The following is a 14,779-nucleotide window of genomic DNA, read 5'->3' as shown; positions in this document are numbered from 1 at the left end:
TTATTGCATAGTGTCTATTGGGTCTGTCTTATTTGATTGCATCATTTGATCTCTATTTGACGTTGTAGCTTTAGGGCTTATCAGCCTAAACGTTTCATCAGGATATATTTCTTTAAATTTGATCATTATACTTAGATAGTAATGGCCCGATGGTTCACACCCGAATACTAGTTTCCTTATTCTTCTTTCTTCTATTGCTTTATTTATTATTTCTGTTAGCTTCACAAAATCACTTCCATATTATTTCAAATAACCTTGATCTCATTATTACTTCATATTCTCGGTCAACTAGTGCTATCATGTGAGAATTTTTTGATACATCAATCCTTACGAACATTACATTTTCACGTACATACTTTTTTAAGAAGTCAATCATTTGTTTGTTTTTTCCTATGATAATCACAACTCCTTTATTTTTTATTCCGTCATGGTTGTGATTACTCTTTTACAAAAAAGATATCATAGATATCATCTTTTAATGTTTTATGAATTTAATAAAGCATGAAAAAATACTAATTTTACGAAAAAGAGAGATTGTAACGATTATAAAACTTAGCAAAAGTCTTTAAATCTCAAATCGGAACATGACAAACAAGCTTAAGCGTGATAACTTCTCAATGAGTGAGTTGTATACTCTCTAGATTGCAAGTTTGAAGGTTATTTTACTAAGGAGAGTAGGACTATAATATAGATGACTACATCTGAAAATTATTACCTTTATAAATTCCTGTCTCTCTTTCAGAGAGTCTTCTTTTCATAATATCCTAGTTGATAAAAATGGATATAAATACGAATTAGTAGATGCATTTATCGTATTTAATAATAATCTACTTTCTATTCACTTAAAGAACGTAATCACAAATTTATTCTTGAATACTCAATCGAAAGAAAAATGGTTCAAAAGTAAAACCCTCAAGAAAGCAAAACAACATAATATAATAAAATAGAATTTGATAACTTGATATATCTTAAAAAAAATTCTTCCAATCCTCTTTTTTCAATATCAGGATATTGTTTACAATATTCTGAATTTACTGTATAATTACATAATAGCAAAGTATATTAAATTATTTTGTAAGGATAAGGGAGAATAAAATAAATGATGGAAGTTCTTAATACTTATAATATCGCTACTGGCGTCTGGGGATGCGATTTGATATCCTCAAAGTCCCTTGACGATTCACAAAAATCTCGTTATGTAAATTTTTTAAAAAATAAAGTCGATGCTATTGTAGCAAAAACTTCTGCAAAAATTTTAGGTTATCAATTTAGAGGCGATGGTTATTTAGTTGCTTTTGATGCTAAAAATGCAAGAAGCTCTTTAATACAATTTGCTACTTTTTTTTGCAAAGAAATAAATAAAGCGGTACAATGCCATGAGATTAAGGATAATTTTCGAATTCGTACTTATATGGACTTTTTTGAGTTAACAGTTTCCGAAATGAAAGACAACGAAATAACTCTTACTGGAAAGAGCATAGACACTTTTTGTAGTTTAATTGATAACAAATCAAATGAACGATATGTGTTAAAAAAACAATATAGTACTGTTCTGATTACTACGCAATCATTTCACAATTCTTCTACTATTTTACAAGATGAGGACTTTAAAAAGACTACTATTGCTGGTAAAGAATATTTTAAAAAAGAATTTGAGATTCAGAATATATCTTTTAAAATTTATAGTTCAGATGATCATCTAATTATACCAAGCGATGTTGTAACCACATTAAGTAGCAAGTATCGTATAAATTTAATACATAATGAACAATTAGATAAATATATTATCAAATATACCGAAAACATTCCCGATATATATGATTTTTTTAATGATTTGTCAAGCAAATCATATATATATGGTGAAAAACATAATTGTAAATATTTATTAACATCAATTAACCTTGAATACGCTGACCAAGAAATAGACGACTATAACTTAAAGGATATATTTGAACGTCACATTGGTTTAGATTTAGAATTTAAAAATTATCTAGTATGGTCCGATGTGTGCTTAGATAAATTTAGAAATCTTAAAAAATTTAAAAGTGAAGAAAAATATTATAGAAAACTTCCTCTCAGTGATAAACTCCGTGCTTACTATTTAGATTGTAGAAATAATAATTCAAATAAGAAAATACTGAAGTATTCACAAATCAAGGATACAAGTATATATTTACACTCATTTGATTATAGTGTTCAAAAGTCATTAGAAGATTTTTCATTAAACATCAATATTGCTAAGCATATATCTCAACAATTGGAAGTAGCATTATTACTATCTGATCACGTTATAGTACATGCAGCTGAAATATTAAGAAATAATCTTGTCTATGATGTACTTTATAAATATAAGAACCTTATTAGTGATGGAAGTATTAATTTACTATTTAGCTCTAAAGTCAATGATATCGAAAGAGATTTTTATAATTACATAGAAGAGAAGATAGCTGAATATGATTATAGTAACTATGGTAAAGACGATGCAATGTCATTAAAAAAAGCTTTAAAAAGCAAACATTATCACAAAGCTATTAAACTTATATCATCTTCTCCAAATGTTCTAAAGCGTGACATTGACGGAACAAACACACTCGAAGAACTCATCAATAAGGACTTACATAATGCAATTGAAAGTGTTTATATTAGAGAAGATAAGATAAATGAACCTAGTATACTTCTTAAAAACTACACTATAAAACAGCTACTGTCCATTAAAATTATTGTGAATGATGAGATATATGATATTATTCCAAGAGAAATCCAATTTGAAATCATCGATTTGATAGACAAACATGTAAATGGTGTGATTTCTGCTGGTATAGTAAAAAATATTTTTTTTGATAAGATTGATCAATTTCTTCAAGAAAAATACTACAGATGGTATCAGGCTCTTGTAAATAGAGCAAATTTCTTATATGGTCAAGTGAATACAGGTAGAAATTTATATATGGAATATTTACCTATACGACTTAAAAATAGTTTTTTTGATTTATCAGTATTATATAAGTTTTTTTCAGAATACTTGCGTGTAGATGGCTTACTTGGATCAAATCAAATTATTTCTATTCGAAAGAAAACACGAATGTGGAACAAATTTAAAATGCAATACAGTTATTTAAGAATACTTGAGAAAGAAATGTACTTATCTGGATTTGACAAATACAGAGTAACTCAAAAATTGAATACTAATATAAAAAAAACAATTAAATCCCTTATGGATATTTAAAGGAGTGGAACTATGTTTATATCAAATAAGGAACCTTTTAATTCTTTAGGCCAACTTTGGATACAGTGCATGCGTGATATTTTATCTCATGGAAATGCAAATCATGATGAAAATGATGTTATACTCGAGTTGACAAATTACTATGCTGAAATATTGTCAGTGGATGAAACTGATCATATTCTTACTACTTATGCTAATCAAAAGCGCATTGCACACATGAAAAAGAAATATTCAAGCTGTGATGTGCTTCCTGATTATAAAATTAGTTACGGTAAACTCTTATATGATAATAATGGAATTAATCAAATTGAATGGATAGTAAACCGACTCAAGATGAAAATCGAATCAAAATCTGCAACGATTTCAATGCATATCGCTGGCGACTCTGAATTAAGTTGTCTATCATTGTTAGATTTTAAATGTAGGGATGAATATTTAAATATGAATGTTGTATATAGAAGTCAGAATGTCTTTTCTAGTCAACCTGGAAATTTGATATCTTTGCGACAGATACAAAGTTATGTTGCAAAAGAATTAAATAAGAAAGTAGGGTCTATAGAATTGATTGTTTTTTCTGCTCACATTTATGAAAATGATCTTGATATGGCTGAGAAGATAGTTAAACAATATGATACTTATTGTGATGGTGAAATAATATGAAATATACTACAATACTAGTTGACTTAGATGGCACTATTTTTGACTTTCGAAAAAGTGAAGAAATAGCATTACAGGTCTGCTTAAAAAAGTTTCAGTATCCTTTTGATGATAAATTGTATAAGAAGTATATTTCCATAAACAGAGATTTGTGGAGAAAATTTGAGAATGATGAAATTTCAAAAACTGAAGTATTGGTTGGTAGATTTGAACTTTTATTTAAATCTTTAAATTACGATATTGAACCATCAATTTTTAATAGAAAATATCAAAATGAATTATCCAATAGCTATAACTTGATAGATGGAGCTAGAGATATCTTGAAATATCTGTATCCTAAATATAAGCTATATGTTGTTACTAATGGATTAATAAAAACTCAAATGCTACGACTCAAAAAGACAGGTGTGATAAGCTATTTTTCGGACATTTTTATCTCTGAAGCTATAGGATGCCAAAAACCAAATAAAGAATTTTTTAACTATTGCTTTGATAAGATACTGAATGACCGTCAACACTCTATTATAATTGGTGACTCATTGACTTCTGATATTTTGGGTGGAAATAATGCAGGTATTGATACTTGCTGGTTTAATCCCGATAATGAAATTAATAGCACAAATGCAACGGTCAATTTTGAGATAGCTAATTTGGCTGAACTTAAAAATATTTTGTAAAAAAAATGAAATGAGGTTAACCATGGATAATAATTATCAGATTGAATTTATGAAGGAATCCCATCAGATTGAATTTATGAAGGAATCCTATCAAAATGTTAATAACTGGCTTGTATATGCTGAAACTAAGAATGCAGCACTACTTGCCTTTAATGTTACAACTATCGCTGCGGTTACTCGATTTCAGTTTTTTTTTATAAACTATATACTACTAATTTTCTATGTTATCGCGATTGTATCACCACTAATTTCGTTTTTACCAAAGTTTAGAGTTTTTATGAAAAACCAAAATGAAATAACATTGGATAAAGATAATCTTTTATTTTATAAAGACATATCAAAGTATAGCCCTGAAAATTATATTAGAAAAATAGATTCTAGATATCAACTAAATATTGAAATGATAGATGACAAGTATCCCAATATTATTTTTGACTATGCACAAGAAATAGTTACCAATGCTAAAATTGCAGTTTGGAAATATGCTGTATTTAGAGTAGGTTTGGTTTCATCAATTTTTTGCATACTTCTTACTATTATTTCACGAATGGAGTGTATATAAAACAGTGATTTACAGAAAATTTGGCAATACTAATATTAAATTACCTATTTTAGGAATGGGTACTATGCGACTTCCTAGTAAAAATATTAAAGGTATTGAGAGTATAAATGAAAGCGAATCAATCAATTTAATTGAGGTAGCCGTTAGTAAGGGAATTAATTACTTTGATACCGCTTGGCCTTATCATGGTGGCATGAGTGAAGTCATTTTAGGTAAGGTTATTAAAAACCAAAAAAGAACCGATTTATATATTGCAACTAAATCACCTACTTGGGAAATAAGTTCAACAGAAGATTTTAATCGTATATTAAATCAGCAATTAGAAAAACTTGAAACTGACTATATAGATTTCTATATGTTTCATGCTCTTGGAAACCGTAGGTGGCAAAACATACTTAGCAACAATCTTTTACAAGCCATGCAGGATGCAAAAAAAGATGGGCGTGTTAAGCACATTGGATTTTCGTTTCATGATAATCTTGATATGTTTAAACGAATAATTGATGATTTTGATCAATGGGATTTTTGCCAAATACAGTATAATTACCGTGATATCGATAAACAAGCAGGGACTAAGGGGTTAGAGTATGCATATGAAAAGGGACTCGGTATAATTGTCATGGAACCTCTACGTGGCGGGGAACTAGTTCATCTACCTAAACGTGTTGCGGATTTTTTGCCTCAAAATAAAAATTCAGTTGAGTGGGGGTTAGATTTTTTGTGGGACAAACCAGAAATCAATCTAGTTCTTAGTGGAATGAGTTCGATTGCAGAAATAGAAAAAAATGTAGAGTATGCTAATAGATCATCAGTTGGAATGTTATCAAATTATCATAAGCAATTACTTTTACAAGCAAAGCAAATTTTTGATGACTCACCAATGATTTACTGTACAAAATGCAATTATTGCATTTCGTGCCCTTCCAAAATAAAAATACCGAAAATCATTGAAGCATATAATATGATATTTTCAAAAGATTATACAAAAGCCAAACAACATTATGATATATTAACAATAAGTCAAAGCAGTTGTCAATTATGTGATAAATGCAATGAAATTTGTCCACAAAATATCAATATTAGTAATCTACTACCAATAATAGAAGAAGCATTTTCAAAGTCAATTCCTGATATTAATTGGGATGCCTTAAAGATGAAATGGCCTGAACGATACGAGTTAAAAAAAAGAATGCAACAGCGTAAATAACATACACTATTGGGGAGAAAATGAGAGTGTCAGGCTAGAACACGTAAAAATGCTATAACATATTATATTACAAATATTACAATGATCAGGCTTTTATACATCTGTCAGCAAATTTTGTGAAGTTCTTTTGACTAGTTTTCTCGCAGTCAAAGGAATTACTCTTTTTCAAGAACAGTTCCCTATTTTACATTAAATACAGTTTTAATGAATTAAATCTAGATAGCTCTATACTGTCTTAGTCTAAATGTCCCAGTCCTTTCTAAAAATCCTAGATGATTAGTAACTTGATTTTTTCTCCATCAACCATTTTGGTTATTGTTTTGTAGTAAGTGTATACAAATTTTTGTAGCAAGTCCATTTGAACAATTCAGTTATTTTAATATATATATAAATCAATGTCAAATTCTGAATCAATATCGCTCATCATTTCAATAATCGGTGATTTTATAGACATTATAGGTTTTATGTCATCCTCTATCTTAATTGTAATTAGCACCAGATATTCAACGTCATACTCTTTTTTCATTTCTTTTAAAATCTGCCTTTTTGGATTTAATATTCCAAGTATTTTAACTAATTGATCATTAATATCAATTGACTCTTCTACACCTACTCCATAGCACCAACAGGTATAACTTCTAGCAATTTTTCCATTTGGAGCTTTATCCCCTTTTATCCATTCTACAGTTGGGTGAATGTTTAACTGCTGAGTTATATGTTTAGGGTTAAATAGCTCCCCAGTTATTACAAATTCAACATTTACATTTGTATCCACTCATATTCCCTCTCATTCAATTTTTAATATTCTAAGTAAATATTTCAAAATGTCTTCAAAAAAATCATATCTATACATATCCAAACTTCGACTACTTAATTTATCAAATTTCCTTCTAGATCTAAGACATATTCATTTCTTTCCCAATCAGTCAGATAAATTTTATTATCCACTATTTGAAATTTATACCTACCATCAGGTGTAACAAATATGTCTCTTCCTCTAAAACACCATAGTATTTCCCCACTTGAAGTTATTGCAGATACTCCTAGTTCACCATGTACTATGTATATATCATTTGTTTTAAAAAGTTGAATACACGATGCACTATCTCCTTGTATTACCCAATTTGGTGATAAATCAATGATATTAATAGAAAATATGCTATCACTTACACATATTATAAGATTATCTTGATCAATAACATAACATGTATCATGTAACCCACTAGCTCCACCCGTTGCCATTAACAATATATTTGTACCTGTAACTGTGTACCTTATTCCTATTTTAGTAACAACATTACTTTTATTGCAATTTACTCCATAATAAAAGTTATTGTACATTCTAATATTATCCGTAGAATCAAGAGTATAATTGTTTTCATCATATAAAATTAATGATTCCTTATCTAACTCAATCATAAAATCTCCCCTTGTATTTCTTACTTTTATCTCCAATGATACAAGTGATAGTTTACTGTGAACCTAGGATGTTTGGCTAGAATACGTATTACTTGTTGCTCTCATATAAACCATATAAATACATACATTTATTTTTATAATCCATCATAAAAAGTTCAGCAGAAAATAAATACCTTAATTTATAGCACTCTTTCAATCCAAACTTTAAAAGTTGGATATCTTCATCGGATATACATATATCAACATAATTTTTTTTAAGCTTCTAATACAACTATTTTCTTCTATCTTTACAAAATTTAATTTCAGTAAGTTTTCTGTGTCTACATTAGTAACGCCTATATTCATTACGATCTCCAAAACATTAATTAAATCTTCTATCCCCTTATCATTAAATTTAATTCTAAATGACAGCCTATCTTCTTTATCAAAATAAATCATATTGGCGTCCCTCATAATAAAGTAACTTGCTCCTAAAAGCCTAGAGTTAGATAATTATTGAGAAATAGTAGGTGACGCACGTACATACTTGCCGCCTTATCGTCTAATCAATTTAAAGATAGTGAAAACGGTCCTGTCTTATGTCTTATCTGTCATTAAGCAAAACTAGAACTGTACCGCTGTATCTAGGAATTTCTTCTATGTAATAATAAGCTACAATTCATCGAATAAATTAAATTTTGGCTTTGAAAATTTAAAATATAATGCATCTTTTATAACTTCTCTGATTTTCCCTTTTTTAAATAAATGAGCATATTTATAAAAATTGTTCTGTTGCTTCTCAGACCACTTTTCCCATAATAAAGGATTCAACGTAATACTTTTATCTTGTGCAATAATCATCTTGCTTAGATAACGTTCCAGTTGTTTATATTGTTTTCGGTTAACATATTTATCTATTTCCTTACATAGGTTCTTACAATGCTTAGATGAGTCTTTAAAGTATGAAATTAAGATAATTGAATCTTCATTTCTAGGAAAAATATTAAAAAATATATTGTCTTTAACATAACCTTTGTATCTATTATTTATGTCTATAATTGGATAAAAGCAAGAACAAGAAATAAACTCTATTTTCTTATCTAAAACAATTGAATATGTTTCTAAGGCATCCCATACACTATTTTCATAACAATATTTAAATTTGTCTAAGGTTGATGCATGATAATTTAATGACAGTTTTGCCCTTGCTTCGAATATTTGATTCATAGTTTGCACATTATTTTTAATCAGTTGTTCAGAATAGTAGAATATAAATGCTCTAAGTGCAAATTCAAAACATTGTTGCTTGTTCTTTTCATCAAACTCATTCCCATTTTCAATTTTTTCAAATAAGCCTTTATCATGTTGACCACAAAGCACTCTGTACTTATGAGCTTTCTTTATATTACATCTTAATAGTTTCCTTCCCAACCTATAATAATCAGCTGATTCAATATTAAATATCATAACTTCGTCATTTTGAGAAATACATTCCAAATACTTTGATTTTGCAATTAAATGATTCCCTTGTGTTTTAAGTTTGTCATTGTTACAATCACATTTGATTTTAACATTCTTAAATAGACATTCATTCTTTTTACGAGCCTCTTTAATAATTCTAAGGTTTTTTTTAGTTTTCTCATTATATATATCATTTTTTTTATCGTACAATTTGCTCCCCCCAAAAGTAGAAAGAAAAAGGTGTTGTAGGCTTTTATATTTTTATATATAGGTAACTGCTATGTTAGAGAACGTTAATCAACTATTCATATAATCTTCCCATTTTAAGAAATCTAGCAAATAATCCCCAACTAATATACTCTATATGATTATCTTCACCGTAGCAATCTTCTAACCATGCCGATGCACATTCTAAATATGTTAATGGATCAAAATTGTACCACCTATTTCCCGTAGGCGAATCTACACCAAAATATATGAGATCATTATTAAGTATACCCTCATCCTTTTCCATACAATTCAAATCGTTAATTTGAAATAATATTGTATCTTTAAAAACTTGAAAGTTGTTATCTTGATCATCAATTTCTTGTGGTTCAGCATTTTGTAGTTCGGTTCCAATATCGTCATACAGTAAAACCTCCAACATCAATTCTTTGTAATTCTAATATTAAACTATTTTCGACTTCAATATGCTTTATATTTTTTGCTTTAGTATGGTCCCAATTTAAATTGATAGCATAATTAATTATAAACGCTGACAAAGGGATAGAAACTTATCTGTGTATTTATGATATAAGATATTTCTTCTAAATCCGGTTCAGCCTTGTCCCATTCAACTCCAAAATGTCTACAATAGGATAATAAGAGCTCTAACTGTAACCAGTTATTATCTGCTATACCAGTAAGGAACCTCTTAAGTCTTAAGGGTCAGGCTTTTATAATTTTATTATAATATCCTTCCATGTCCTCAATTCAGTGCAACTATTATATTCAACTCTTTTAGCATCATTCCATAGCTTTATAGTCAATTCTTGTATCATAAAATACTTCTATACACTCAAGCAAACTACGCTCCATAAAGCTATTCATTATTTCTTTATTACAGCCAACAATAGTAAAATGAAGATCGTAATCTGTACATATACATACTTCTCTGTTTTCCAGCCACCAATATGAAGGTGAAAACTTCCAATCACCTTCAAAATAATCTCTAATATCTTCTAGTTTTGTTAGTTCAAAAATACCTTCTAAATCTCCCTCATATAATTTATCTCCAGCCAACCAATCAGATGTTTTTAAAAAGTCGTAGTAGTAAAAATACCTTCCACAATTAATTTGTTTTAAAATATCAACTATCTCAGAAACATGATCCTTGTCTAGTGTACCTTCATCAGCTGAGATAAGATATCTTGGCCATCCTCTATTCTTTGCTTTAAAAAATGCATGAATATTTATTTCAGGCTTATACTGAACATCATATTCCCTAGCTAATTCTTTCCACAATATTCTGTCACCGCAAACTACTTCATCATCAACTGTTTCGGACCAAAGTATACTTTTATCAGTAAAGAATTTGTCTTTGTACATAGGGTGTAATATTTTTATATATTTTTCAAATACATTGGGTAATAAATTACCTACTGTATTTCCTTTCCATCTTGTATCGTCAACTCTTAATAGTGGTTTTATTCCATTCTTAATCCATTCATATTCTTTTATATTTCCTTTTTTAATCACTATACCACCTCAAATTGAGTTTCATTTAATAGATACTTTGATTTTCAATATATATTACAGGATTTCCTATTTTTTTATATTTTTCTCCAGTTGTTTCTTATGGCTATTCCTTTTGTCTCTTTTCATCTTTTTTGACTAGTTTCTCATACTTCCATAGATTTTTAATATACCATATTGAAATTGTTAAACCAATTATTGAAAAAAATATTAAAAATGCTAGAATATGAAATAATCTACTTGCTGCATATTGATTTCCAATACTAGCATCATGTTTCCATTGCATATATATTAATACCCATATAGCTGACATGGCAATCCCATTAATAATTGTATATGCTATAGCTTTCTTCAAGTTTTAACGCCTCCTAAGCATTGACAAAAAACGAATGATGTCTGTTTAAATCTCGAACTAAAATTTTATCCTTACTATCTTTAATTACGAATTTTCGGCATTCTCCCACACAAACTCTAACTGGACAGTTCATTTTATCATGCCCTTTCTTCGTTAACCCTCAATTCTCGCACATTCTTAAGCAAACATTTGAATTAACAATTACAAACTCTACAGCATATTATGTATTACATGTTGAAAAGTAATGTGGAGGAAATTTTAACAACAGCAGAAAAGCTGTATGTGTAAATTATTATCAATACAATGCTCCACTAATCTTCTACATATTTCTATTCCAATTCCCTGACTTCTAAAATTTGAATTGACTCCTAATCCACATATATAAGCATCTGTAATTCCATCTGAAACAACTCTCTCTATTGCAACAAGTTTATTATCACAGTGTGCGTATATAGAACACCAACTTTGTTTCATTGCTGTTAATAATTGCTCGTGAGATAATTTTAGGTCATCATTCCATCCAAGAACCACGTGAGGGTCAGGCTTTTATAATTTTGTTATTTTAAGAGCATATATTAAAGTAGACATTTTACTATCACCTTCTTATCTTCCCACAAGTTTTGAATCAGTATATTAATTATGCAAATTTTGAAAAATTCCTTTGCTCAGTTTTGTTAAATAAAAGAACTACTCTTCATAAAGAGCAGTTCTTTGTTATACTTTAAATACAGTTCTATTTGAATCGAATTAACAAAATTATAAAAGCTAAACCTCAGATAATTTTCTGAAATCAGCATATAGATTTTATTCACCACTCACTTATATTATTTTTTCTAGTCATAACATAAAATTAGATTATTAATTACCTACAATTATTTCACATATACGCTTAATATCTTTTTTTTGCAAATCTGAATAAAGTGGTAATGTAATAATTTGATCAGCTATTTTAGCAGCTACGGGAGTTCTATATTTAGTAAATTTCTCATTATATATAGGAAAATCTGATACAAGCGGGTAATAGTATTTTCGTGGATATATGTTATGTTGTTCCAGCTTCTTAATTACATTGTCCCGGGATTTACCAAATGCTTCAGGTATAACTCTAATTGGAAAATAACTATTATTACTCTTAACTCCTTCTTGAGCACTATTAAGAATAAGCCCTGGATATCCTCTAAGTTGCTCTTTATAATTATTAATGCAATCGCTACGTTTCTGAATATATTCATCAATATGACGTAAGTTGCATAGACCCATTGCTGCATGTATTTCCGACATTTTAGCATTAGTACCTATTAGTGATACTTGATTATTAGCAATTCCAAAATTACGTATCTTAGAACAAGTACTGTTCAATATACTATTAGTATATGTTAATGCACCACCTTCAACAGTGTGAAATACTTTAGTTGCATGAAAACTAAACATTGAAATTGTCCCAAAATTGCCTATCCCTATACCATCTTTAGTAACTCCAAAAGCATGTGCGGCATCATAAATGACAGGTAAATTATATTTTTGAGCCACTCTCTCTATTTCATTTACGTCACAGACATTACCATAAACATGTACTGGCATTATTGCACAAGTTTTATCGGTTATAAGATCCTCTATTAAGCTGGGATCAATAGTATAATCTGTCTCTTTAATATCGCAGAAAACTGGTGTTAATCCTCTGTGCAATATAGCTAAAACAGTTGATGCAAAAGTAAATGGAGTAGTAATTACTTCTCCTTCAAGCTGTAATATATCAATTGCAGATTCAAGCGCTAAGTGACCATTTGTAAATAATGAAATATTTGGTACGTTAAGATATTCACCTAAACTCTTTTCTAATTGTAGATGCTTTTTTCCTATGTTTGTGAACATTCGCGTATCCCAAATATCTTTTATTTCATTTACATATTCTTCAAATGAAGGTGCAGATGGTTTAGACACGTAAATAGGTTTATTTCCCATATTGCCTCCTCTATTAATAACTCAAATATTCTTATGTAATTATTCCCAACTAGGTGAAAATTCTTCTCCAACCTGAATAAATGCATTTTTATGGTTCCAATTACAGTAAGTAGACTGATAGCATCTTTTGCAATTTAATTTCATGCTTTCGGAGTTTACATGTAATCGATGTTGTTTAAACTCTTCTGAATTCCAAATATCATTAAACTCTTTCATTTTATCAAGCTTTAATAATTTCTCTGATGTTGACATACAAGGTCTAATAAACCTATCAGAACCTAAGAAAAAATCTCTCCAACCTACAAAACAGTCTTTGTGATATTTATCCCCTGAAGGATCTTCACCGCTAATATAAGGTAATTCTATCTCAATTCCGTGAACTTGTGCTTGGACAATACTTTTATCAAATATAGACTTTACTTCATCCTCATATCCCCATAACGTTTCATTTATCATATTTTTAGAAAATGCAGTAAGATACACTACCTTTACTCTCTGTAAACCTATATCAGCAGCTAAGTCAATTACCAATGGTAATTCATGCAAATTAGAACGCATAGCACAAAATACAAAAGACATATATGGCCACTTTAAATCCTTTTCTTTTTTCATCCTTATGATATCTCTTAGTGATGCCACAATTTTATTTAAATCGCTGCCTCTACGTATATAATTATTAGTTTGTGAAGTAACCCCGTTAATACTAATTGCTAGCATATCTACATGAGCATCAAAGATTACTTCTTTCAATTCATTTAGTTTGACTCCATTAGTACAAATATACTTTCTTGCACTATATTTATCTAGAATTTTTAGCATATCATAAAAATTAGGATGCATTGTTGGTTCTCCCCATCCCATAAATGTTACTTCTTCTATTTTATCAAATAATGGTTTGAACCACATAAAGTCATCCATATTTAAATAACTGGGTTTGAAGTTTTCTGTGTTACGTCCACACATTATACAATTCATATTACATGTATTAGTCAATTCGAATACTAATCTACGAGGTATTGATTTTAATACAATCTTTCTTTCATTTATTTCTTTTAGATTTAATTCAGTATTTAATTTTTGATCATCAGTTAATAGCTTACCAGTAAATAGTTCTTTTGTTTTTGCTCTTGTAAGCATATTACTCAACTCCTCATATATATAAGTCACGTTTATTTACTGCAATATAATAATTTTTTGTTAGTTAGCTCTAGTAAGCATCGGTTTACAAGTTAACCAAGTAACAAGATTTTTTGAAAGAAAGCAGTTAATATATTTAACTCCAAATTATCTATGAAAAATTTGAAAAAGTAGTTTTGTTTCTGATACATTTATTGATTCTGAAGAAATATTAGGCAGTTCGTCAGGAAGTTAAGGACTCAACAGTTTTTGAAATCTTCTATGAATAATCTGGGTTTACAATACTCAGATAGATTATGCTGTTCTCAAGCACGGAGGCAAGTTATAATCCTTTAAAGAATGTAGTACATTATCAGTAATTTCACAAATGATCTTTGATTTAGTTTTCTTCTATCGTATA

The 14,779-nt window shown here is 28.9% G+C and carries 16 protein-coding genes; 5 read left to right on the top strand and 11 right to left on the bottom strand.

From position 1 onward, the window contains the following. Entirely contained in the window at positions 1 to 225 is a 225-nt protein-coding gene (locus tag R9X47_RS28770) for a hypothetical protein (protein ID WP_432664499.1), read from the bottom strand. An 874-nt stretch (positions 226 to 1,099) separates the two neighbouring features. On the opposite strand from R9X47_RS28770, the gene R9X47_RS28765 reads away from it, so the two are divergent. Genes R9X47_RS28765 through R9X47_RS28745 form a run of 5 tightly spaced genes read left to right on the top strand, consistent with a single transcriptional unit; the run spans position 1,100 to position 6,329 of the window. Further along, positions 1,100 to 3,226, top strand: a complete 2,127-nt coding sequence (locus R9X47_RS28765) for a hypothetical protein (protein ID WP_432664498.1) — start codon at positions 1,100 to 1,102, stop codon at positions 3,224 to 3,226. Positions 3,227 to 3,238: 12 nt separating this feature from the next. Beyond that, entirely contained in the window at positions 3,239 to 3,886 is a 648-nt protein-coding gene (locus tag R9X47_RS28760) for a thymidylate synthase (RefSeq protein ID WP_432664497.1), read from the top strand. Then, on the top strand, positions 3,883 to 4,560 hold the full coding sequence (locus R9X47_RS28755; RefSeq protein ID WP_432664496.1) for a YjjG family noncanonical pyrimidine nucleotidase: 678 nt from the start codon (positions 3,883 to 3,885) through the stop codon (positions 4,558 to 4,560). The genes R9X47_RS28760 and R9X47_RS28755 overlap by 4 nt, the downstream gene beginning before the upstream one ends. Before the next feature lie 22 nt (positions 4,561 to 4,582). Further along, positions 4,583 to 5,122 (top strand): Pycsar system effector family protein, encoded by a 540-nt coding sequence (locus R9X47_RS28750; RefSeq protein WP_432664495.1) that lies wholly within the window; start codon positions 4,583 to 4,585, stop codon positions 5,120 to 5,122. Positions 5,123 to 5,126: 4 nt separating this feature from the next. Then, positions 5,127 to 6,329 (top strand): aldo/keto reductase, encoded by a 1,203-nt coding sequence (locus R9X47_RS28745; protein WP_432664494.1) that lies wholly within the window; start codon positions 5,127 to 5,129, stop codon positions 6,327 to 6,329. Positions 6,330 to 6,705: 376 nt separating this feature from the next. Here R9X47_RS28745 and R9X47_RS28740 read toward each other — a convergent pair whose 3' ends face one another. The 10 genes from R9X47_RS28740 to R9X47_RS28695 all read right to left on the bottom strand — a co-directional run bounded on the left by R9X47_RS28740 (position 6,706) and on the right by R9X47_RS28695 (position 14,379). Further along, on the bottom strand, positions 6,706 to 7,104 hold the full coding sequence (locus tag R9X47_RS28740; RefSeq protein WP_432664493.1) for a DUF4279 domain-containing protein: 399 nt from the start codon (positions 7,102 to 7,104) through the stop codon (positions 6,706 to 6,708). Positions 7,105 to 7,199: 95 nt separating this feature from the next. Then, on the bottom strand, positions 7,200 to 7,748 hold the full coding sequence (locus R9X47_RS28735) for a hypothetical protein (protein WP_432664492.1): 549 nt from the start codon (positions 7,746 to 7,748) through the stop codon (positions 7,200 to 7,202). 204 nt (positions 7,749 to 7,952) lie between these two features. Next, a complete protein-coding gene (locus tag R9X47_RS28730) occupies positions 7,953 to 8,186 on the bottom strand; it encodes a hypothetical protein (protein WP_432664491.1) in 234 nt (77 codons plus the stop codon). Between the two features lie 213 nt (positions 8,187 to 8,399). After that, positions 8,400 to 9,398: a hypothetical protein gene (locus R9X47_RS28725; RefSeq protein WP_432664490.1), complete on the bottom strand. Its 999-nt coding sequence runs from the start codon at positions 9,396 to 9,398 to the stop codon at positions 8,400 to 8,402. Positions 9,399 to 9,489: 91 nt separating this feature from the next. Further along, entirely contained in the window at positions 9,490 to 9,840 is a 351-nt protein-coding gene (locus R9X47_RS28720; protein WP_432664489.1) for a hypothetical protein, read from the bottom strand. Between the two features lie 356 nt (positions 9,841 to 10,196). After that, a complete protein-coding gene (locus tag R9X47_RS28715) occupies positions 10,197 to 10,928 on the bottom strand; it encodes a hypothetical protein (RefSeq protein ID WP_432664487.1) in 732 nt (243 codons plus the stop codon). 103 nt (positions 10,929 to 11,031) lie between these two features. Beyond that, positions 11,032 to 11,280, bottom strand: a complete 249-nt coding sequence (locus R9X47_RS28710; RefSeq protein ID WP_432664486.1) for a hypothetical protein — start codon at positions 11,278 to 11,280, stop codon at positions 11,032 to 11,034. A 258-nt stretch (positions 11,281 to 11,538) separates the two neighbouring features. Further along, complete coding sequence (locus R9X47_RS28705; protein WP_432664485.1) at positions 11,539 to 11,754, bottom strand: GNAT family N-acetyltransferase; 216 nt, start codon at positions 11,752 to 11,754, stop codon at positions 11,539 to 11,541. A gap of 384 nt (positions 11,755 to 12,138) precedes the next feature. Next, positions 12,139 to 13,242: a DegT/DnrJ/EryC1/StrS family aminotransferase gene (locus R9X47_RS28700; RefSeq protein ID WP_432664483.1), complete on the bottom strand. Its 1,104-nt coding sequence runs from the start codon at positions 13,240 to 13,242 to the stop codon at positions 12,139 to 12,141. Positions 13,243 to 13,281: 39 nt separating this feature from the next. After that, complete coding sequence (locus R9X47_RS28695) at positions 13,282 to 14,379, bottom strand: radical SAM/SPASM domain-containing protein (protein ID WP_432664482.1); 1,098 nt, start codon at positions 14,377 to 14,379, stop codon at positions 13,282 to 13,284. Positions 14,380 to 14,779 lie beyond the last annotated feature (400 nt).

Source organism: Wukongibacter baidiensis (genome assembly GCF_050888315.1).
Classification (GTDB): Bacteria; Bacillota; Clostridia; order Peptostreptococcales; family Caminicellaceae; genus Wukongibacter; species Wukongibacter baidiensis.
The sequence above is the reverse complement of the archived record's forward strand: the minus strand, read 5'-3'. Positions and strand labels throughout refer to the sequence as shown.